18 protein-coding genes and 1 riboswitch are annotated in these 21,969 nt (G+C 42.1%); of the genes, 7 read left to right on the forward strand and 11 right to left on the reverse strand.

Features of this window, described 5'->3' with window-relative positions; genetic code table 11:
• Positions 1-103: 103 nt before the first annotated feature.
• Positions 104-1,297: a serine/threonine-protein kinase gene (locus GT641_RS05060; protein WP_161116963.1), complete on the reverse strand. Its 1,194-nt coding sequence runs from the start codon at positions 1,295-1,297 to the stop codon at positions 104-106.
• 58 nt (positions 1,298-1,355) lie between these two features.
• Here GT641_RS05060 and GT641_RS05065 point away from each other — a divergent pair, with 58 nt between their 5' ends.
• Positions 1,356-1,844: a hypothetical protein gene (locus GT641_RS05065; protein ID WP_119963441.1), complete on the forward strand. Its 489-nt coding sequence runs from the start codon at positions 1,356-1,358 to the stop codon at positions 1,842-1,844.
• Positions 1,845-1,859: 15 nt separating this feature from the next.
• Positions 1,860-2,498, forward strand: a complete 639-nt coding sequence (locus GT641_RS05070) for a lactate utilization protein (RefSeq protein WP_161116964.1) — start codon at positions 1,860-1,862, stop codon at positions 2,496-2,498.
• A gap of 179 nt (positions 2,499-2,677) precedes the next feature.
• Here the strand turns inward: GT641_RS05070 and GT641_RS05075 are convergent, their stop codons facing one another.
• The 4 genes from GT641_RS05075 to GT641_RS05090 all read right to left on the reverse strand — a co-directional run bounded on the left by GT641_RS05075 (position 2,678) and on the right by GT641_RS05090 (position 5,800).
• Positions 2,678-3,112: an Hsp20/alpha crystallin family protein gene (locus tag GT641_RS05075; RefSeq protein ID WP_161116965.1), complete on the reverse strand. Its 435-nt coding sequence runs from the start codon at positions 3,110-3,112 to the stop codon at positions 2,678-2,680.
• 181 nt (positions 3,113-3,293) lie between these two features.
• On the reverse strand, positions 3,294-4,217 hold the full coding sequence (locus GT641_RS05080) for a ketopantoate reductase family protein (protein WP_161116966.1): 924 nt from the start codon (positions 4,215-4,217) through the stop codon (positions 3,294-3,296).
• A 21-nt stretch (positions 4,218-4,238) separates the two neighbouring features.
• A complete protein-coding gene (locus GT641_RS05085) occupies positions 4,239-4,880 on the reverse strand; it encodes an AraC family transcriptional regulator (RefSeq protein ID WP_161116967.1) in 642 nt (213 codons plus the stop codon).
• Complete coding sequence (locus GT641_RS05090; RefSeq protein WP_119963444.1) at positions 4,877-5,800, reverse strand: LysR family transcriptional regulator; 924 nt, start codon at positions 5,798-5,800, stop codon at positions 4,877-4,879. The genes GT641_RS05085 and GT641_RS05090 overlap by 4 nt, the downstream gene beginning before the upstream one ends.
• Positions 5,801-5,925: 125 nt before the next feature.
• On the opposite strand from GT641_RS05090, the gene GT641_RS05095 reads away from it, so the two are divergent.
• The 3 genes from GT641_RS05095 to thiC all read left to right on the forward strand — a co-directional run bounded on the left by GT641_RS05095 (position 5,926) and on the right by thiC (position 9,622).
• Entirely contained in the window at positions 5,926-6,693 is a 768-nt protein-coding gene (locus GT641_RS05095; RefSeq protein ID WP_161116968.1) for a DUF4866 domain-containing protein, read from the forward strand.
• Positions 6,677-8,020, forward strand: a complete 1,344-nt coding sequence (locus tag GT641_RS05100) for a threonine/serine exporter family protein (RefSeq protein ID WP_119963446.1) — start codon at positions 6,677-6,679, stop codon at positions 8,018-8,020. Before GT641_RS05095 ends, GT641_RS05100 begins: the two co-directional genes overlap by 17 nt.
• 91 nt (positions 8,021-8,111) lie before the next feature.
• Positions 8,112-8,221, forward strand: a riboswitch (TPP riboswitch).
• Positions 8,222-8,311: 90 nt separating this feature from the next.
• A complete protein-coding gene (gene thiC, locus GT641_RS05105) occupies positions 8,312-9,622 on the forward strand; it encodes a phosphomethylpyrimidine synthase ThiC (protein WP_008401945.1) in 1,311 nt (436 codons plus the stop codon).
• Between the two features lie 341 nt (positions 9,623-9,963).
• Here the strand turns inward: thiC and hydE are convergent, their stop codons facing one another.
• Entirely contained in the window at positions 9,964-11,016 is a 1,053-nt protein-coding gene (gene hydE, locus GT641_RS05110; RefSeq protein ID WP_008401949.1) for a [FeFe] hydrogenase H-cluster radical SAM maturase HydE, read from the reverse strand.
• A 283-nt stretch (positions 11,017-11,299) separates the two neighbouring features.
• On the opposite strand from hydE, the gene alr reads away from it, so the two are divergent.
• On the forward strand, positions 11,300-12,397 hold the full coding sequence (alr, locus tag GT641_RS05115; RefSeq protein WP_161116969.1) for an alanine racemase: 1,098 nt from the start codon (positions 11,300-11,302) through the stop codon (positions 12,395-12,397).
• Positions 12,398-12,770: 373 nt separating this feature from the next.
• On the opposite strand, the gene GT641_RS05120 is transcribed toward alr, so the two are convergent.
• Positions 12,771-14,621 (reverse strand): B12-binding domain-containing radical SAM protein, encoded by a 1,851-nt coding sequence (locus tag GT641_RS05120; protein WP_347562845.1) that lies wholly within the window; start codon positions 14,619-14,621, stop codon positions 12,771-12,773.
• Positions 14,622-14,834: 213 nt separating this feature from the next.
• Between GT641_RS05120 and GT641_RS05125 the strand changes: the two genes are divergently transcribed.
• Complete coding sequence (locus tag GT641_RS05125) at positions 14,835-15,668, forward strand: hypothetical protein (RefSeq protein WP_119963449.1); 834 nt, start codon at positions 14,835-14,837, stop codon at positions 15,666-15,668.
• Between the two features lie 183 nt (positions 15,669-15,851).
• Here the strand turns inward: GT641_RS05125 and GT641_RS05130 are convergent, their stop codons facing one another.
• From GT641_RS05130 to GT641_RS05145, 4 genes are all read right to left on the reverse strand, one after another.
• On the reverse strand, positions 15,852-16,823 hold the full coding sequence (locus GT641_RS05130; protein WP_161116971.1) for a glycoside hydrolase family 25 protein: 972 nt from the start codon (positions 16,821-16,823) through the stop codon (positions 15,852-15,854).
• Between the two features lie 16 nt (positions 16,824-16,839).
• Positions 16,840-18,582: an alpha/beta hydrolase fold domain-containing protein gene (locus GT641_RS05135; protein ID WP_161116972.1), complete on the reverse strand. Its 1,743-nt coding sequence runs from the start codon at positions 18,580-18,582 to the stop codon at positions 16,840-16,842.
• A gap of 82 nt (positions 18,583-18,664) precedes the next feature.
• Positions 18,665-20,191: a hypothetical protein gene (locus tag GT641_RS05140; RefSeq protein WP_161116973.1), complete on the reverse strand. Its 1,527-nt coding sequence runs from the start codon at positions 20,189-20,191 to the stop codon at positions 18,665-18,667.
• 106 nt (positions 20,192-20,297) lie between these two features.
• Positions 20,298-21,737: a hypothetical protein gene (locus GT641_RS05145; RefSeq protein WP_161116974.1), complete on the reverse strand. Its 1,440-nt coding sequence runs from the start codon at positions 21,735-21,737 to the stop codon at positions 20,298-20,300.
• Positions 21,738-21,969: the final 232 nt, after the last annotated feature.

Here is a 21,969-nt window from a genome sequence, read left to right on the forward strand (position 1 = left end):
TCCCCCGGCATCAGTCATCATTCAGGGTATTTTGATATAATTACAACCACTGCATATTCTATCTTATAAAATTATCAGAAAGAGCTGGTGTGCTGTCAGCACACTATCGGAATATATCTTCTACTATAACGAATACAAACATTACTAAGAAAAACCATGCCACTGTATATAAAAATAATCCAACCAGCTTCCATATCTTCTTCGGTGAACGTACAAGCGGAAAATAATTCCAAACATCCAGATAATTATTCCAAAAAAACGGAGTAATAATAAACATCATAAAATATACAAAGCGATTTACATATAACCAAGTTCCGGAGAGCGGTTCTCCATGATCTTTTACTTCTACTGTCAGACAGAAATATATCCAAAATATATAATAAATGGCTGCAACAACCATATTCAGGACTTTCCCTTCCCGAAATCCCGGCGGCAGAAAACGAGTCCATGCAGGGCGGATTTTTCCTTTACGCTCATAAGGGTCTGATATAGCAGATGTTTCAACTGTAACCGTTTTATCATTCAACGACTCTTTATCCGTATATGTATCGAAACACATACTCTGATAAACAGCTTGCATCATTTCCTCTGCTGTCTGATATCGTTTCTCCGGATCGATCTGGGTTGCTTTTCTGATTATCTGTGACACTTCCGGATAATCTTCATAGATTCCGTCCCGGATTAATTTTCCACACAACATATAATTTAATAATACGCCAAGTCCATAGATATCCGTCCGCGCATCTGACTGCAAAAAACCATATTGCTCCGGTGCTGCAAATCCTCTTGTACCGATCAGCTCGGTATCCCGATTTCTCTCTGCGTCAAAAACTCTTGCGGTATTGAAATCGATCAGATATACAGATACGATTCCCTGCCCCTTTTTGAAATCTCCCTGAAGCATTACATTTGTCGGCTTGATATCCCGGTGTACGATCGGCGGTATATGACTGTGCAGTTTTTCTAATGTCCGGCAAAGATATTCGATCACCCTGCCGGCAGCATCCAAATCCAGACATCCAAATTGTTCAATATATGTTTCCAACGTGATCCCCTGTATGTATTCTTCGATCAGATATAACGTACCATCCTCTTCCATACATTCATAAATCTGTGGAACGTAAGGGAGTTTTGATTGCTGTAGCCAATCATATATAGATTTATCATATTGCGTCAGAACTTTTTCCACATAAATCTGTCCGGTCTCTACATGCCGCACCAGAGAAATTCCCTTTTTATGCTCTACTTCTTCCAGTCTGCGATAAAAGGACAGACGACTTTGTATTTCTAAATTCATATCATTTTCCTATTGTTTATCTTGAAATTGCATTATCGACAAGTATAATAAATATTATATGGTACTGATAAAAATTATCAAGGGAAAGAATACAGGATCGATCATGAAAACGACCAGAACAACAGATCTACTGAATGAATTATCAACCGATGATTCAAATATACATTTTAAATCTTTTATAACATCTCATGCAGATGATATGTCCTGTGACAATCTGCAGGATTATTTTAATCTGTTCTTTAAAGATCACCCGGAGCTTCTGATCGCCGATGTCATAAAACGAAGCAATCTGGACCGCGGCTATGCTTATCAGATCTTAAACGGCAGGAAACCACATCCCGGAAAATACAAGCTGGTTCTTCTGGCATTATGCGCCGGAATGAATTTGAAAGAGATCCAGCGTGCACTTACAATCTCCGGAAATGCCGTATTGTATCCCAAATTTCCACAGGATGCTGCCCTGATCGTATGTATCAATCAGAACTGTACTTCTGCATTTGAAGTGATGAATTTCTTTGCGGAAAATAATCTGGATTTTCCTGAATAAACGGAGGTATATCAAATGGATACTTTTAGAAACATGAGAAACGACAAACTGGCGAAAGCCATGATAAACAAGCTGGCTGCCAGAAATATGGAAGGCTTCTATGTCCAGACAAAGGAAGAAGCTAAGGAGCTTGCACTGAGTCTGATCCCGGAAGGAAGCTCTGTCGGCTGGGGCGGTTCCATGACCGTAAAAGCAACCGGACTTTTAGATGCTGTTATCGAGGGAAACTACAAAGAGCTGAACCGTGATACGGCAAAAACACCGGAAGAAAAAGACCGGATCTCCAAAGAGTGTTTCTTTGCAGACTACTTCTTAACAAGCTGCAATGCGATCACTGAAGACGGCATAATGGTAAATATCGATGGCAATGGAAATCGTGTGGCTGCCATTGTCTACGGTCCTTCCCATGTTATCGTGATCACAGGAATGAACAAGGTAGTACGAACAGAAGAAGATGCTTTAAGCCGTGCAAGAAATGAAGCAGCTCCGATCAATGCACAGCGCTTCGGACTTTCAACTCCTTGCAGCACAACCGGAGAATGTGCAAACTGTCTGTCACCGGAAACAATCTGCTGCCAGTTCTTAACCACCCGCTATTCCAAGCACAAAGGCCGTATCAAGGTCATCCTTGTAAACGAAGATCTGGGATTTTAGGGTAGCAGACAAAATAGCAGATGGATGTTTGTACTATAATATTATGTAGCAAGCCTGTCCGAGCGCCGGTACTTAGGTTGCGTATTTTGCAACCTTATGTACCGCTGCGCCGAGGATAGAACGCGAGTGTCTTGCGTAATAATATGTGTAGCACAAATAGCCATCTGCTATTTTGTTATTTATCCTTCTATTGAGATAATCTTCTTTTCTTCTACTTCCGGCTGGCCGTCGAATTTTGGTACATAGACATAAAGAACGCCATTTGCAAATCTTGCTTTAATATCCTGTTCACTGACTTTATTACCAACATAAAAGCTTCTCTTATAGTGACCGGAATATCGTTCCCTCTTGATATAACTTCCCTCTCTGCCTTCATGATCTGATCCGGCATAACTTGCAAGGATCGTCAGATATCCGCCTTTTAATTCCGCCTTGATGCTCTCCTTTGGGAATCCCGGCAGATCCATCTCTATCTCATATCCGTCCTTTGTTTCGAATATATCAGTTGCCATTGTAGTCATGGTACGAAGTCCGGAACGGCTGCCCCAGAAGGAATCATCAAAAAAGCCATTCATCATCTCAAAATTATCTGAAAAAATACTTGGTCTATCCATCCTAATTACCTCATTTCTATTAATATTTCTGGTTTTATATCTGTTTTACATTACCAACGTTTTCTGTATTTTATTTAGAGACACATATTATAAAATATCTTTTCGTTATTTTTACGCTTGCTTTATATTACTTATAGCACCTTTTGTCAGCACTGTAAACAGCTGAGTGCTAATTCAAATATTATCTTTTTGTAAACTTCTCCTCCATTACGCGGATACCATGATAGAACATCTCATTAATCGGAGTTGGCACGCCAAGCTCTTTTCCCATCTTTATGACATTGCCGGCAAACATCTCTACCTCAGTCAGCTTCTCTGCTTCCAGATCCTGCAGGGTTGATGGTTTGTTCTCGGGTGGAATCGTCTTTACTGTAACATCCTGCTCCGCTATTTCTTTTTCACCTATATCGATTCCCTTCTTCTGCGCGATCGCAGCCACTTCCCGCATGGCATTGTCACGAATCCAATTCGCACTGTCGCTGATACGGAAAAATCCAAATGGGATACCGAGCAACGCACAGGTCATATTTTCCCCAATATTGCACATGTATTTAAACCAGAGTCCCTTTAACATATCCGGATCGATCTCATATGGAATATCGGCATGATCAAATACTTCTTTTACAGCAAGTACACGATCTGACAGAACATCATTTTTCTTCTCTCCGAAGTGAATCTTGCCCCAGTACGGATCAAAGTCTGCTTTTCCATCTTTCATAACAATGGACATTCTCATATATGCATATAATACATGTTCTTCGCCAAATGCCTGAATCAACTGTTCCTCACTGTCTACACCATTTAGCAAAGACAGGATCAATGTATGTTCACCTACCTGATGGCGGATATCTTCTATTGCCTGCACAAATCCATAGCCCTTTACACCGATCAGGACCAGGTCCGCCGGCTCTCCCTGTTCTTCGGGTGTCACGATCGGAAATCTGTAGTTGACGCCATTGATCGTAACTCCTTTACTTTCCAGGCGTTTTTTACGTTCACCACCTGCAATAATATAAAAATCATCTCCAAATGCTTCATATAATCTTGGTGCAAAAAATACACCCATGGCTCCAAGTCCGATCAATGCAATTCTTTTGATCTTCATATTTCTTATTCCTCTTTTCCACTATATTGATTCTTTGTTTAACATTCTATCCTGTTTTGGTGTGATTCCACGCCATCTTTTATATGTCCTTATAAAATGACTACAATCAAAAAATCCTGTTTCCTGTGCAATATAATCTAGATCATAATCCGAATTTAACAATAGTTCCTGTGCTTTATTCAACCGTATGTACTGTATATATTCTTTGCACGATCTTCCGTAATTCTCACGGAATAACCGCGCAAAATTAGAATAACTCATATTACACATCTCTGCCAGCTTCTGTATTTCCAGGGGATCTGATGAATGCATATCGATATACTCCAGAATATGATAAAACGATAACCCGGTATCTGCGTGTTTCCCCCGTTTCTGAACATCGATTTTTTCTGATTTTCTGGCTATGGCAACTAGCAATGATTGTATGCATGACTGCATGGCAAGCATATACATTGCTGCTTTTGTCTCATACTCTGATACAATATCGCGTGCAAATAAATCAATCTCACCCAGAGTATCCTTTTCGTGCAAAACAATACAACAATCTTCCTCCGCTGTCCTCCTCACAAAACAGTCATACATCTTCTGCAAATATGCCTGGGGGATATTTAATGTATGAATGTTGAACTTGATAACTGCATACCAGACGTTTTCTGTTCTCAATCGATGCCCCGGTTGAGGGTGTTTACCTTTTCGCAGTCTGCTTCCAATAATCTGCGAAATGATCTTGCGGCTGTATTCAGTGGATGCTGGCTGTCATATATCATGCAGATATGCCGGTCAGGAATTTTCTCCTTTAGGACTGCCTGTATTACTTCTCCGCGTTCGAGCGCCTCACCTGCCATGGATTCCGGTATAAATGCCAGTCCCAGCTCACAACGGACAAGCGGCAGGATCTGATCTGTTGTCGCAGCCTCCGTATCCGGTGCAAATTCTATCCCATGCGCTAAAAACAGCCGCTCATAAAATCGAAATGTCATCGTTTCTCTTCCAAGACTGATCAACGGATAATTCTTTAATTCTTTTAAAGACACCGTCTTTCCCTGCAGCTCTTTAAAGGATTGTCCACCGATCAGGATCTCCCGAAACGATCTCAACATTCTGGTTTCAAGGGGCGAGTCTGCTTCCACCGGTGTCGACACAACAGCAAAATCAATCTTACCGCTCTTTACTGCATCTACTGCCTCCGGCGTGGAATGATTATAGATTCTCAGTCGAATTCCCGGATATGCAGTATGAAATGACCTTAATTTATCAAACAAATATATATTTAACGCTGTCTCGCTGGCTCCGATCGATATACTTCCATGTACCATGCCCGAATAGTCCGCCAGTTCATCCTCTGCCGTTAATAACTGATGCATAGCTGCCGACACATACATATATAATTTTTCTCCCTCCGGTGTAAGCTGAACGCCCCGGTTGGTTCTTACAAATAAGGTACTGTGCATCTGCTGTTCCAGACAGTTCATCGCTCTTGTAACATTTGGCTGGCTGCTTTCCAGAACCTTCGCAGCCTTTGTAAAATTATGATATTTTGCCACATAATAGAAAATTTTATAATATTCAAAGTTAATATTCATCTGTCTTCTCCGTTTCTTTTATCATATCAAATGATTATGTCTGTCATATCAATTATATCTTTTACTTATCTTTTTGCCAATAGTATAATTGTGCAGAACAGAAAAAGAAAGGAAGTCGGTTAAGCATGAACGAAACTACAATTTTTCCACGAGAAAAAAGAGCAGATTTCTTATTTGAAAAAATCCTGAATGATCCATGGGCATGTGAGAAATTACAGGAAACATTTGCAAATTACCTGTGCTATAACGATGATGCTTACGACGCACCACTTCCGGCAGAAGAATTTGCACAGGCACTATTCAATTCCTATCATAACCGGGATCTGTCTGCATTTCTTATGGCGATCTGCAACAATACCCTGTTTGATCTTCTGCGCAATTCCTTTCTGATCCCATATCGATTCAACGCAGATGGCAAAACAAATCCTGTCATTATGACAGATGACAATGGTCAGTTGCTTCCTGAATACAAAACTTCGATCCGGGAAAAAGAATATCGTCATTTTCATAAGATCTATCAGACACTTGGGAACAACAAAAATGTCTATCTCGCCCGCGCATACAGATACAGTCACGATTATGCCGCAAATGACATGAAACCGGAACAGAAGATTCTGGAAAAAAGTGACGGTGTACTGTTGATCCGCGAGCTTCCCGATACTGTAAAGCAAAAGGAGACAGAGGCAGAAGCATATTCTGCTGTATGGGATCTTATGATCGCACTGGAAAAGGAGCTTCCTATGTCCTACATTTTCTATGGACAAGATTCTCTGGTGAAAAACAATTCCCGATATGATGAAATCGGCATATTCCTTCCAAATTCATTATTCCTGACGAATCTGGAACATCATATTGAAAAAGCGGAGGAGATCATCTATGCCAAAGAACAGTAATTATACAGATATCATGGAAAAAAACCATATGGAAATTCCATGGCATGATTATGTAAAAAATGATAGCAATGTCCTGATCGCCAAGGCTGGGCTGATAGAAAAAGCCTCTGTTATTGGAAGGGTCGGGTTAATTATGCTCTCCTGTGGAACAGGTGCCTGGCGTGTTCGTACCTCCATGAACCGCCTGTCCAAAGAACTGGGCGTAACCTGCACCGTTGATGTCGGATTGATGTCCATTGAATTCAACTGTTTTGATGGAACCGACTGCGTTTCACAGTCTCTGAGCATTGCGAATACCGGTGTAAACACCTCGAAGCTCTATCGGATGGAACAATTCGTTGATAATTTTCCAAAAGAAGAAGCCCATCTGACGGGTGAGGAAATCCACCGGCGTCTTGATCAGATTGAGAAGATCCATACACTTTATTCACCTGCAAAACTGGGTCTGGCTTCGGCCCTCGCCTGCTGTGCATTTACCTTCCTATTAGGCGGCGGTCCTGTTGAAATGATCCTGGCTTTTATTGCAGCCGGTGTTGGAAATGTCATCCGTACCAAAATGATCAAGCACCATTTTACCCTTTTCTTTAACATAGCAGTATCCATATCAGCCGCATGCCTGACATATGCCATCTGCTTTCACCTTGCAGAAATCTTCTTCCACGTATCTGCACTCCATGAAGCTGGCTATATCTGCTCAATGCTGTTTATCATTCCCGGATTTCCATTCATAACAAGCGGCATTGACCTGGCTAAACTGGATCTTCGGTCCGGGCTTGAACGTCTGAGCTACTCTGTCATCATAGTTTTAGTAGCCACTATGTTCGCCTGGATCATGGCATTGCTGTTACATTTTCATCCTCAGGATTTCTCCGCTTTGAATCTGGCTGTAGGTACAAAGCTTATCCTGCGGATCATTACAAGCTTCTGCGGAGTCTTCGGTTTCTCCATTATGTTTAACAGCTCGATTCCGATGGCTGTCACCGCTGCCTGTATCGGAGCAGTTGCAAATACTCTCCGGCTGGAGCTTGTCGATTATACAAGCACTCCTCCGGCTGTTGCCGCATTTGCAGGCGCATTAACCGCAGGTCTTCTTGCCTCCGTTATAAAAAGGAATAACGGATATCCAAGAATCTCTCTGACCGTTCCGTCCATCGTTATCATGGTTCCGGGACTTTATCTTTACCGTGCTTTCTATAATCTTGGTATCATGTCTTTAACAGAGGCTGTTTCATGGCTTTCATCTGCGATCATGATCATTATTACTCTGCCTCTCGGTCTGATATTTGCAAGGATCCTGACAGATCGTACTTTCCGGTACTGCACCTGATTCATGTATCGGACGCAAGCCCTTATTTATCTTTTATGTTGAAAAATTATCATTGAATTATGTCGTATTCTGGCATATAATATTTCCAATATTTATATATTCAGGGAGCTGACAAATTAGCCGGCTGAGAGGAGAATGAAGTTCTCGACCTGTGAACCTGATTTAGGTAATGCTAACGTAGGGATGTGTATTAGAGGTGCCCTGCGGCATCTTTTTTTATTGCTCTGTGGCAGATCGGGAGCACCACTTTCTGCCACGTAAAATAACATTGGTTGTGATAAGGAGGATAATATGGAAAATTACACAACACAAATGGACGCAGCCAGAAAAGGGATCATCACTCCGGAGATGAAGATCGTAGCGAAAAAGGAACATATGGCTGTCGAGGCGCTCAGGGATTTAGTTGCAAAGGGACAGGTTGCCATCTGTGCTAATAAGAAACACACCTGTCTGAATCCTGAAGGTGTCGGCAGTATGCTGCGTACCAAAATCAACGTAAACCTTGGAGTATCCAGAGACTGCAAGGACTATAACATTGAGATGGAAAAAGTAATGAGCGCAGTTAATATGGGCGCAGAGGCGATCATGGATCTGTCCAGTCATGGAAATACACAGCCATTCCGTCAGAAGCTGACAAGCGAATGTCCTGCCATGATCGGTACAGTTCCGATCTATGACAGTGTCATCCACTATCAACGTGATCTTGCAGAGCTGACAGCAAAGGATTTCATCGATGTTGTCCGTCTTCATGCAGAAGATGGTGTTGACTTTGTAACCTTACACTGTGGAATCACAAGAAAAACGATCGATCAGATCAAGAAACATAAACGTAAAATGAACATCGTAAGCCGGGGCGGAAGTCTTGTATTTGCATGGATGAGTATGACCGGTCAGGAAAACCCGTTCTATGAATATTTCGATGAGATTTTAGATATCTGTGAGGAATATGATGTTACGATTTCCCTCGGAGATGCATGTCGTCCGGGCTGTCTGGCAGATGCGACTGACGTATGCCAGATTGAAGAACTGGTACGTCTGGGCGAGCTGACAAAGCGTGCCTGGGCACACAATGTACAGGTTATGGTGGAAGGTCCCGGTCATGTACCACTTAACCAGATCGCTGCAAATATGGAAGTTCAGAAGACCTTATGCATGGGCGCACCATTCTATGTTCTCGGGCCTCTGGTTACAGATATCGCTCCCGGTTACGATCATATCACCAGCGCGATCGGTGGTGCTGTTGCTGCCATGAACGGAGCTGCTTTCTTATGCTACGTTACCCCAGCCGAGCATCTTGCACTTCCAAATGTAGATGATGTAAAACAGGGTATCATCGCATCAAAGATCGCTGCTCATGCAGCCGACATTGCAAAGGGTATTCCGGGCGCCAGAGATATCGATGATAAGATGGCGGATGCCAGACGTGTCCTGGACTGGGATGCACAGTATGCCTGCGCACTTGATCCTGCTACAGCCAAAGCGATCCGCGACAGTCGTATGCCGGAGGATGATCACTCCGATACCTGTAGTATGTGCGGCAAGTTCTGTGCTGTCCGCAGTATGAACAAGGCTCTCGCCGATGAGTACATCGACATTCTGTAGTACGAACGCAAATAAAATGGGCGCTATGGATTATCGCAACTAAATTTTCTACCAGAATACACATGTCTGATTCACTCATGCTTCTGTGCCAACTCGTCCTTCGGACTCAAACAGGCACCCGCATTCGTTGACAATGTGTATTCTGCTGACGAAAATTTAGCAACCGACAATAACATAGCGCCCATTTTATTTGCTGTCTTATTGCAGAATGTAAAACATGCAGTTCTTAATAATCAGAATGTGTTCCAACATCTTTCTTTCATAAAATCTGCAATAACAGAGATATTTTCACCTTCAGCTAAAAAGCCTCTCCCATGTTTGCATTTCTCCAATATATGCATTCATCTTTTCTTGTCATACGATGGATGGTCGCCGCGGTCAACCACAACCTCGTATCCGATTCCCTGCATTCTCCGCATCATACAGCCACAGCACTCCGAGGCTTCTTCCCCGGTGCAGATCTTATTGTCATATAACAGATATTTTTTCCTGACACCGACCGGTGACAGATTCGGCATCACAACATTTGCCCCGGCAAGAATCCCCTTCTCCCTGCCAAGCGGATGGATCGTGCCAAGTGCTGTTGTCGCAGGAAGCAGCACAGTAGGATGGATCAGACGGATAATTGACAGCAGCCGTAAGGTCATCTCAAGTGTTCCGGCAGCCTCTTTTCCAAATGGTGTGTCTGCCTGCGGAATAAAAGGTCCGATTCCGCACATTTCCGGTTCCAGTTCTTTGATCAGACAGAGATCCTCATATAGCGTATCGACCGTCTGATATGGTGAACCGACCATAAAGCCACACCCAGTCTGATAACCGATCTCTTTCAGGTCATGCAGGCACCGGATCCGGTTGTCAAATGACATTTCTCTCGGATGAAGCTTCTCATAATGTGCCTTATCCGCAGTCTCGTGACGAAGCAGATAACGTTCCGCCCCGGCAGCAAAATACCGCTCATAGGCTTCCCTGCTTTTCTCTCCGATTGACAATGTGATCGCACAGTCCGGATGCTGGTGTTTGATCTCTGATACGATCTCACAGATCTGGTCATCTGTATAAAACGGATCTTCGCCTCCTTGTAACACAAATGTCCGAAAACCGAGCCGATATCCACTCTGACAACAGTCAAGAATCTGATCTTTGGTCAGCCGGTACCGATCAACATGGCAGTTATCTCTTCTTATTCCACAATAAATGCAGTTATTTTTACAATAATTTGTGAACTCGATCAGTCCACGCATATAGACTTTATTTCCATATACCTTCTGCGCTTCCGTTCTGGCACATACCATCAATTCTTCGATCATTTCCTGATCGTCTGTTCCCAGCAGAAGCTGAAGCTGTTCTTTTGTAATATTCTGTTTATCGCGAATCTCTGTTATCAGTGTATGCATAAACGGTTTCCATCCTGTTTTTACTTATAAATAGTTTATCACATTTTTCTCTTATACAACATCCACTTTTCCGGATTGCATACAAACGATGCAAAAAAAGTTCAAAGATATTGCATTTCTGTGTCGGTTTATATACAAAAATGATGCATTTCAAATATATGCTAGATACATCAAATAAATGAACAACCGCTCATGCCCGGGCAGCGAGTTTCGACAACAGACCATATGTCTGTAGATGACCAATAATATAAATACTTACATGAAACCGGAGGAACTTGAGGACATGACAACTCTTACAATCAAAACAAATGCACTGGATAACAATATACGGATCATCAAACGTCTGGCAAACGGCGCAAAGGTCATAGCAGTATTAAAGGGGAACGCTTATGGGCTTGGACTTACAAAATTTGCATCGTTCTTACAATCAAAGGGTATTGATAACTATGGTGTAACCGAACTGTCAGATGCTGTCACCTTACGCAGAAACGGAATCACGGGAAATATCCTGCTGATGACTCCATTATATAACTCAGAAGATATTACGACTGCGATCGATCACGATATCACGCTCAGCATCACCAGTACCGACTGTGCGCATGTGATCGATGAAACGGCTGCCTACATGAACCATCCGACAGTCCATGCACATCTCTGCATTGACACCGGATTTGGCAGATACGGCTTCTTATGTTCAGATGAAAAACAGATTGCCAATACAATTCAATCACTGAGGCATATAAAAATCACCGGCATCTTCTCTCATTTTCATGCGGCAGCCTGCAGAAATGAATACTATGTGAAGAAACAGTTTCAGGATTTTACCCATCTCTGTGATGCTCTCCGGAAAGATGGCGTCCCGGTAGGCATCCGTCATATCTCATCTTCAACTTCGATGATAAAATATCCTTCCATGAACTTAGATGCCATCCGCATCGGTTCTGCCTTTCTTGGCAGACTTGCGGTTCCAAATGATTATGGTTTTCGTGAGGTCTGCAATCTGTCCGCCTGTGTGGACGATATCTATGAACTGCCGGTCGGTCACAACATTGGCTATGGTCACAGCTTTAAACTGTCACACAATGCAAAGACAGCCGTTATCTCCGCCGGATATTATCATGGGCTTGGAATGGAACGCCACACCGATTCCCGGACAAATTTCTTCTCTCCGATCCGTATTTATTATAAATTAAAAGGCACTTTCCATAAAAAGACACCGGCTGCCAGCTTTAAAGACTGCCGACTTCCGGTGTTAGGTCAGATCAGTATGAACTCCGTTATCGTGGATACAACAGGATGTAATATCTCGGTAGGTGATACGGTTACATTTCCGATCAATCCAATCTTCGTCAACAGCGCTGTTCCGCGGGTGTATATGTAACCTGTCTCGTGTTGTCCGGGCGACTGCCGGTACGCGGGTGTATATGTATCCTGTCTCATGTTGTTTGAGCTACTGCCGGTACGCGGGTGTATATGTATCCTGTCTCATGTTGTCCGGGAGACTGCCGGTACACTTTGTACTGTCGTTTGCTTTTTTTCGTTATGAGATGCAAATTGTCAGCGAATGCGGGTGCCTGTTTGAGCCTGAAAGGCGAGTTGGCACAGGAGCATGAGCGAATCAGACATTTGCAACGAATAGAAAAAAACAAGACATACAAAGTATACCGGCAGTATCCCGGACAACATGAGATAGGATACATATACACCCGCAGAATAACAGTAGCCCGGACAACATAAGGCAGCCAAACTTTATATCACATGGATGCGACAGGTGTTACTATCATATACTTTGCATCCCCGGTCAGCGGATCACGGCGTTTGTAATCGAATAATATATAGCATACTTCAGACAGACGATTTCCCGTCTCTCTGTTGTAATAAATCTTTTCTATGTGTGTCATTCTGGACATAGATTTCCAGTCACAGCCATGATAGTCTTCTTCCCGAAGGTATCTGTGGTCGTTGGCCTCACGGATGTAGAAGTCCCGGAACAAATCTCTCACACCCTCCTGTTCCGGGGCGAAATCCGGTCGGGTCTTCATATTCTCACGAAGATATAAGTCAAATACCAGCATTTCCCGAATCAGTTCTGTCTTCTCAGGGAAGTGTTCTTCTGCAAAATGAAGCAGTACATGATACCGGTAGATTCTCGCCGGTGTCTGGATAAAATACCCCTTTTCATCATAATAAGCTGCAAGGCTCGCATAAAAATCAAACGGCGAATCAAATTCTTCCACCAGGAATGGCAGCGTGCTCTCAAACTGACAGCTGTTATAATAAATCTCTACCATTTCTTCGATCTGCTTTAATCGCAGGATCTCATCATAAGATATCCACTTTGTAAATAAGACTTCATACGGCGGACAGCTCGTATACTGTAAGCCATACCGTTCTGCATTGTCATGCATCTTCGAACCCTTTAGTACCTTTAAAAAACCTAACTGAAGCTGCTCCGGCTTCATCGCATATACATCATTAAAGGAATGTGCAAATGATTCATAATCCTCATACGGAAGCCCCGCGATCAGATCCAGATGCACATGCACATTATGTCCCTGATGAATCCGGGCAACGATCTTTGCCAGCTTATCAACATCCATTACACGATCGATCTCCCGTATCGTCTGCAGATTTGTCGACTGTACTCCGATCTCCATCTGTATTGCCCCCGGCCGCAGACTGTTGACCAGCTCCAATTCTTCCTCATTTAAAATGTCTGCTGCGATCTCAAAATGAAAATTCGTGATTCCATTGTCATGTTCTTTAATATACCTCCAGATCGCCATCGCATGTTCATGGGAACAGTTAAATGTCCGGTCTACAAACTTCACCTGTTTTACTTGATGATCCAGGAAAAACTGCAGCTCCTTCTTCACCAGATCAAAACTGCGGAAACGAACCCGTTTGTCAATCGACGACAGACAATAACTGCACCGGAACGGACAGCCTCTGCTGCTCTCATAATAAATGATTTTATTTTTAAAAGTGTCCAAGTCATAATACAGAAACGGAAGCTCCGACAGATCGGTAAGTCCTCTTGGCTTCGTACAAAGAATATCTTCTCCTTCCCGAAGCACCAGGCCGTCAATATCCCGAAAACCCCCGGTATCACAGAAATTTTCAATACCACAGGAATTCCCAGTATTACAAGCGTTCCCAATATCATAGGACTTCGCAGTATTATGAATATTTCCAATATCAAGATATCTTCTCAGCACATCATAAAAGGTTGCCTCTCCTTCTCCAACCATAACTCCTGTAAGCTCCGGCATCTCCGCAAGAAGCTTATCAGCATCATAGGTTACTTCCGGACCACCGACCCAGATATCTGTATCCGGAAGGAGCTTCTTCAATTCTTTTATGATCTCACGGATCATCTCGATATTCCATATATAACAGGAAAATCCAACTGCATCCGGTCTTCTCTTATAGATATCTGCAAGAATCTCTCCCTTTTGATTGTTGATCGTATATTCTGCGATCCCGATATATTCTGCAAGAGACGGCTGTCTCTTTACCGAATAAGAATACAGGGAATAAATACCCGGATTTGAATGAATATATTTTGTGTTTAATGCTGCCAGTAAGAACTTCAAGGAATTCACGACCTCCTACTATATGATTTTCTGTATCTTTGCAGGCTCATTCATAATAATCTCTTTTTTCATATTTCCGATATATGAAATTATTTATCTATTTCAAGGATTATACCACAGATAAGATTTATTAAGCTACAAAATCCGGAATTTGCCTTTACTTTAGAAATCGCGGATGATAGACTAAGGCTGTAGACAAAATTATATTATAGGAGGGTATCTATGAACAAAAAAATGAAACACTTATTACTGGCTTTATGTGTCTGTATCTTTGGTCTTATGATGACAGGTTGTGCATCAGAAACTACAACTACCATAAAAGTCAAATCGGCAACTAAGGCTGACTTCTCTATTCAGGTTGGCTATGACGATGAACTGTTATCCGCTATTGCAACCATGAGTGAAACCACAACAGAAGATCTCATCAAAGAACTGAAAGGATCAGGAGCTGTATATGCCAAAAAGACAATCAACGGCATCACCTACCACACCTTTACAGCATCTGCAAAAAATGCAAAAATGACAGATATTGAGAAGCTGTTAGAAGAAGCCGGATATACAAATGTATGTCTTACCAAAGATTTCTTCTATGCAACCTTTGATCCTGATAACGCCGCAAAGAACATGTCTTGTATCGCAGGGCTTACCAGCAAAGCAGCAGAGCTTCAGGCTAACGACAATTATGATCTGTCAAACATCCAGTTCTTTATGAAGACCAATGTTACCATGAAGTCTAAGATCAAGACAACAAACGGTAAACTGTCCAACAAGTCAAAAACAGTAAAATGGACGATCAAGGATGCTTCAAAGAAAAAGAATCTTTACGCTTCTACAGCTAAGACAACCAAGACAGCAAAGACAACAGCCGTTAAGAACAACAAGTCATACAAAGCCGGCAAGAAGATCACAGTATCAAACAGCAAGAGCCTTGTAAAGATGAAACTGGACGGCAAAGCAGTTAAGAAGAACACAGTTGTTAAGAAAAAGGGTACACATACCCTGACCATCTGGTCAAAGAACGGCAAGGTTCAGAACGTAATCTTTACAATTAAATAAGACGATTTATCACATAAAAAAACATCCATATCTTTATTTACAGCATTTATCTGTATTATAAAATATGGATGTTTTAATTTTATAATTTTATAATTTTATCTTTTATCATAGACAAGAATCCATCTGCTCTATATTGTTGTGAAGCAGATGGATTCTGTACTATAACCACATTATTAAAGTTCTTTATTTCATCCAGACATCGATATCCACCGAGCCGGAGATTCCCGGCACACTTCCCTCGCTGGTGTACTGCCAGCCGGTAAACAAATATGGGAAATCGGGTACATTGGAATATTGTGCCAGCCACAGCTGATAATCTCCCAGCCGATCCATATCCAGATTCTGTGCATACCAGTTCCTGTTTGCATAGATCATCGGTGTATATCCTGCATCCTTGATCGTATCGCAGAATCCAACGATTGCATCCGTCCGTTCCTCATTTGAGATATCATTGGCACGGGCGCCGTCCGCTTCCATCTTCTCCGTATCGATCACTACCGGATAACTGATCTTATAATCAGCAATGTTCTTGAGCACATACTGTGCCTCTTCCACGCCTTCCTCGTAGCTTACCGCCTGTGTATAGAAATATACACCGACCGGCATCTTGCTTTCGAGTGCAGTCTCTATATTCGTTACATAATTATCATCCAATGCCAATCCACCCTGAGTGTATCCACGATAACCAAGACGGATCATTGCAAACTGGATACCGGCTTCTTTTACCTGATCCCAGTCGATCGTTCCCTGATGACCGGATACATCGATTCCCAGCTTTGCATTCTTGATATTATCATCTGAATAACGCATATACCCATCATCATCCAGCTGAAATCGTTCCAGATCATAATTATGTCTGGCTACCTTGCTACTGATCTTATAGAGCTGGCAGGTCTCACGATCATCACCGACGATGATATAACTCTGCTTGATATAATTCCAGTAATTCTCGTAGATCAGATTTGCGAGTTCGCCCGGTGGAAGCTCCACTCCATAAGTTACTTCTGTATATAACGTAGGCTTCGACCTTGTCGTCTTATTATGCTCCACTCCTATACAGATACCCGCTATAATACCGATCACAATACCAATTATAATGCATACCGCATATTTCATACGTTTTTCTAGTTGTTTTTTTCTGTCTATTTCTCTCATGTCTGCCACAAGCCGTTTAAAATTGGATTCGCTCTGTACCAAGTCTCAATTGAATAATTTTATCATATTTTCGTCTGATCGCATGGCGATATCGTCTTGCCACATTATCCGAAAACATATCTGTAATATCTTCTTTATTCAGAATCGCTCTGTCATATAACACTCTGTATTTGATATTCCAGTCATACATCAGACTTGTACAGTTATCGATACTTACCTTAATAAACGCGCCTTTCTTCTTTCCTGTTAATACTTTCAGATTTGCCTGCTTTCTGCCAACAGAATTCTTGACATCAAACAAAACCTCAGCCCCCGGAAACCGCTGCCATATAGCATCAAGAAACGCCTGTAGTTTCTTTGTTGTAAAATACTTCGTAACATCACAGCATACAAATAATATCGCTTCTCCCTGATTCTTCTTAACGCTGTCAAGCCAAGTAAAATCTAAGATAGATTTTCCAATGTTCTGCTCCCTATCCTTGCTCTCCAGCATTCTGCGGCGAAGTTCCATTGTCTCAGGCATATCAACATTGTACCATCGGATCCTTCCGTTATCCATCCGCGAAAACATAGTATCAAGTTCCGCCCCGACATTTACAATGATCCCATCTGCATACCTCATAATAAACTGTTTTACCCGTTTGTCAATCTCTACGATTCTTCCCATCTTAACCAGACGATCATATTCCGGATACATCGCATTCAGATCCTTATGGGAAACATTCAATTTGGTTGCAAGCTTAATCGATTCATCATCCTGATAAATCTTTGGATAGCGTTCCGCCACCATGGATCTTGCCCACACTGCCCGCTTGATCTCCGGGTTTACGAGCTTTGCTTCATCCTTAATACTGTCACTGATACGATTGATGATCATACGACACTCAGGAATATGCGGATGCTCGATATAATCATGAGGCATCCCGAAATATTCAAAATAATGGATTCGGATCTGCTGTTTCTTTAGTCGATCATACAGATATCTTGCATATCCGTTTAACAGATCATCTTCTACCGTAAAAATGGCAATCTCATCACAGATATCCGTCAGGTCTGCGTATACCGGACATGTATATTCATTTTGATGATACAAATCCCTGATCCAGTATTTTCTCAAAAATTCTTTTATTCCCGGACGATAATAATACTTCCGCATCTCCTTCTTGCGATCCAGCATTAGGTTCGCCATATTACCATCCATAAATTCAGTATCCATCGCCGGAGATAACAGGATCAGTTTATCCGGTCTCCTGATACCTTCTTTCCATGAAAGAACTGCAAGTGATAACGCAAGTCCGCCACCGGTCGAGTCTCCGACTACTACCAGTCGGTCGATTGACATTTTCTTTGTCAGATGACGATATGCTCCGATCAACATGTCAAATGTATCCCGTGCGCAGAACTCCGGTGTCAATGGATAGATCGGAACGATCGCACCATAACCATTTTTCTCGATGACGGATGCAACAAATTCCCACTGATTTTTATTGATCTCCATGCAATGTCCGCCGCCGTGAATATAGAAAAAGAAATTTCTAACCTCTTTTCCTTTTGGCTTCACATAATAACATACACTAAGCTTTTCTTCGACCTTTGTGATCTCAAACTCATCCTTCATCCACTTTGGAGGATCACTACATTCATGCCTTCTCCCCTTCAGGACCTTTTTTGCAATGTCATCTGCTTTCATACGTTTATCATCGAGCATGATACCTTCTATTTTCTCTTTTATGATAACAAGACTGTTTTGTGTACTCATATACTTTCTTCCTTAATATACACGTAACCCATTTTCACCTGTTACCATTTTCACATAACCGTGGGTGAATATCAAGTAAAATTTAATTCTCAGCTGTAAAGCCCCAGTCTTCATCTGCCGCAATATTCAGGCTCTCAGACAGTGGCACAGGATCTATGAGCTCACCCGTTACAGCATCCAAAATTACCAGCTGTGATATATATGGATCATCATGATCATTATCTGCTGCCTCCTGCCTGCTGAATATCCATGCAGGCACAAAACAGTATGTATCCTGATCCTCCGTCTGTCTCAGGCAGTAACCAAGCTCCAGATGATCAAATATAACTTCTCTGTAGCCGGTCTTATATTTCTTATAGAATTCAGGTATCGCTTTCTCTGCCTTCTGTATCATTTCGTCAAATGAAAGTAACGTGACTGGTTCTGCCTGTCCTGTCGGTTCCAGATAATCTTTCCAGCCGGCATTGATAACACCATTTCCATCTACATATAACGTGTAAGATTCATGCGGAAGATCAAGTTCTATATCACCATCTTCCCCTGACAGATAATCAGTATCGTAATATGCATAATCAGCAACCGGCTGTGTACCCGCTGCCCGTCCATACAGGAAAATATAACCATCCCATTCATTTGCACCGGCAGGATTGCCGCTGTCATCATAATACGCCCACATCAGATCACTGACACCTTTAACCTGAACATCACTGATTCCCAGATCCAAAAGGAAATCATCAGCAATCGTCTTTGCTTCATCGACTGAATAGATACATTTATTATCATGCACCATAGCTTCCGTTTCTTCCTCTGTCGTTCCGCCCTGTCCGTTTCCTTGTGATGATTTGGTTCCCGTTTCCATGGCCGCCGACTGCTCCTTATATTCTTCTACAGACATCATCGGAAGCTGGATCATATCTACTTCGGATGCTCCATCCTGCGGACGATACTGTATCAAACTCTGTGTCATCTTAAAATGTGCCATCGGATATTCTGCACATGGAAAACCAAGCTCGAATTCTATATCATTACGGATACCCTTATACAGATCAGCGGAATAATCAACAGCTGCTACTCCATCCTTCGATGCTGCATCTATCATCTTTTCCAGTCTCTTTATCTCATCTGTATACTGCTCCTCAAAGATCGCTTCTCCGTTTTCTTTTCTTGCTTTTGCGTCCTCGTATTCCTGTTTTGCCGCATCCAGTTCTTTTTGTATATCATCTTTTGTCTTTGCTTTCTCGCCACTCAGCTGAATGTCACGGTCAAATACTGCATTTACCACCTTTTCTTTATATTCCGGTGTCCGTTTTCTCTTTTTCACATATTCACGGATCGTACCTGACGTATCAAATGTCTGAATCCGGTCTGCTGCAATCTCGATAGATTCCAGCTCACTGTCTGCCGGATCTATCGTCTGATGACAGGATTCCGGTATATCATAACCGGCAGAAACCGTTCCACTGTCGCCATTTGCATCCAGCCCTGTCTGTGTCGTTTCCTCCTGCTGCACGGAATCATAATCGATATCCTTCTTCCCACAGCCGGAAGTTATGGCTGTAAACATTAATGTGCCTGCAAATAACAACACCATTCCCTTTCTTTGTTTCATACCTGATTTTTTCATATTGATATTGATCTTCATCCTTTCCTGTCATAGAATTTCCCGTTTTCCCTCTTATTTCAGATAAAATTATTCTGATACTGTTTATTATTTGCTATTCTGATTCTACATTCATAGTTCGATATGTACCAAGTGCCTTTGATACTTCCACGATATCAATAACGGAACCATCTGTCGCATCAAGCACCACCATCTGATTCGGATTTGATTCATCCTCAACATTTCCATTATCGTCTGTATATTCTTCAACCTGTGTAAATATCCATGCCGGTACATATTCAAATTCTCCCTCCTGCTCGCCCTGTCTCAGGCAATAGCAAAGCTGCAGGCGGTTATATTCAATCGTTTTATACTGTGTACTGTATTTGGCATAATATTCAGGGATTGAAGAATCTGCACGTTTCATCAATTCTTTAAACGAGAGCATCTCTGCCGCTTCCGGTTCTTCCTCAGAAGAAAGATTATTTGTCCAATCCGCTCCGATGACACCATTATCATCGACTACGATCGTGCAGGAATCCGTAGGAATGGTTACTTCAGCATGTATCTGTGTAAAATTATCAACATTCCACGCATATAGTCCCTCTCCGATCGACTGATCCTTTATCATATGGTTGAATGTAAAATAATATCCATCGACATTTATCTCTACCGTACTGTAAAAATCATTATAATCCCATGCAAGCGCCGATGTCGAACTAAGAGACATATCATTACATCCGACATTCTTTAGAAAAGCTTCTGCTATTTCAAGTGCCTCCTGTTCTGAATACTTACATTCATTTACCGCCTTCTGTGCTTCTTCTGCTCCTGCATTACCATTTTCTACGCTTCTGTTTAATTCTATATACTGTCCACTCCTTATCGAATCCATCGGTTCATCCGGTGACCGGTACGATATTATATCCTCTTTTAATTCAAGACTGTAATCTGTATCTTCATCATTTGGCGGTGTAAAAATAAACTTATGATCTCCAATCGTTCCCAGATAACGAAGTGCAGAATAATCACCTGCCGCAGGATAAGTATCCGGTGCTTTCTCCAGTTTATCCTGAAGCTCTGCGATCGCATCATTTGCCTCCTTGATATGGTCTGCATCCGTTCCCAGATTCTTCTTATATGCCTCCCAGGAATCAATCTGAGCTTCTATATCTGCCTTTGTCATATTATCCTCATCGTAAGCATAGATTCCCTTGCTCTTATCAAATATAGCTTCGGCTGCCTTTTTCCGCCCTTCCTGTCCTGTATCATTCCTGGATAATTTCTCTGTATACATTATGGCTGTGTCCGGTACTGAAATGTCACTGACCTTCACGGTGATATCATTAAGCCCTGAATCTCCGACCGCAATACTTCCATCATATGACTGCGGAATATCATATTTATCCTGAAGGCTTCCACTGTCCTTATTTCCGTTGCTGCCATCGATATCATAATCTACATTTTTCTTGCCACAGCCGGCAAGCATCGTTGATACCATCAGCGTACCAACCACCAGCCATGCTGTCTCTCTTTTAAATCTTTTGTTTTTCATAGCCTTTCACTCCTTCATTTCATCCATTTTATTCCCCACTATAAAAGCTTCCTGCCGCCTTTGATAATTCAAGCAGATCGATCACCGTGCCATCCGTGGCATCTTACGACTTTCTAATTAAAACACACTATGCAATCATTTTTGCATCATATCTGTACATTTCCTGAATAATCAAAAAGGCACACCCATCGCCTTCTCTATATAATTACACGACTTGTTGCGTTTCTATTCG

Origin of the sequence: Clostridium sp. BIOML-A1, from assembly GCF_009874105.1 — a bacterium.
Taxonomy (GTDB): domain Bacteria; phylum Bacillota; class Clostridia; order Lachnospirales; family Lachnospiraceae; genus Coprococcus.

Bases quoted from the DNA above. Each gene is read 5' to 3' on its own strand.
- GT641_RS05060 (WP_161116963.1), bottom strand. From the start codon at position 1,297: ATGAATTTAGAAATACAAAGTCGTCTGTCCTTTTATCGCAGACTGGAA.
- GT641_RS05065 (WP_119963441.1), top strand. From the start codon at position 1,356: ATGGTACTGATAAAAATTATCAAGGGAAAGAATACAGGATCGATCATG.
- GT641_RS05070 (WP_161116964.1), top strand. From the start codon at position 1,860: ATGGATACTTTTAGAAACATGAGAAACGACAAACTGGCGAAAGCCATG.
- GT641_RS05075 (WP_161116965.1), bottom strand. From the start codon at position 3,112: ATGGATAGACCAAGTATTTTTTCAGATAATTTTGAGATGATGAATGGC.
- GT641_RS05080 (WP_161116966.1), bottom strand. From the start codon at position 4,217: ATGAAGATCAAAAGAATTGCATTGATCGGACTTGGAGCCATGGGTGTA.
- GT641_RS05090 (WP_119963444.1), bottom strand. From the start codon at position 5,800: ATGAATATTAACTTTGAATATTATAAAATTTTCTATTATGTGGCAAAA.
- GT641_RS05095 (WP_161116968.1), top strand. From the start codon at position 5,926: ATGAACGAAACTACAATTTTTCCACGAGAAAAAAGAGCAGATTTCTTA.
- GT641_RS05100 (WP_119963446.1), top strand. From the start codon at position 6,677: ATGCCAAAGAACAGTAATTATACAGATATCATGGAAAAAAACCATATG.
- thiC (WP_008401945.1), top strand. From the start codon at position 8,312: ATGGAAAATTACACAACACAAATGGACGCAGCCAGAAAAGGGATCATC.
- hydE (WP_008401949.1), bottom strand. From the start codon at position 11,016: ATGCATACACTGATAACAGAGATTCGCGATAAACAGAATATTACAAAA.
- alr (WP_161116969.1), top strand. From the start codon at position 11,300: ATGACAACTCTTACAATCAAAACAAATGCACTGGATAACAATATACGG.
- GT641_RS05125 (WP_119963449.1), top strand. From the start codon at position 14,835: ATGAACAAAAAAATGAAACACTTATTACTGGCTTTATGTGTCTGTATC.
- GT641_RS05130 (WP_161116971.1), bottom strand. From the start codon at position 16,823: ATGAGAGAAATAGACAGAAAAAAACAACTAGAAAAACGTATGAAATAT.
- GT641_RS05135 (WP_161116972.1), bottom strand. From the start codon at position 18,582: ATGAGTACACAAAACAGTCTTGTTATCATAAAAGAGAAAATAGAAGGT.
- GT641_RS05140 (WP_161116973.1), bottom strand. From the start codon at position 20,191: ATGAAACAAAGAAAGGGAATGGTGTTGTTATTTGCAGGCACATTAATG.
- GT641_RS05145 (WP_161116974.1), bottom strand. From the start codon at position 21,737: ATGAAAAACAAAAGATTTAAAAGAGAGACAGCATGGCTGGTGGTTGGT.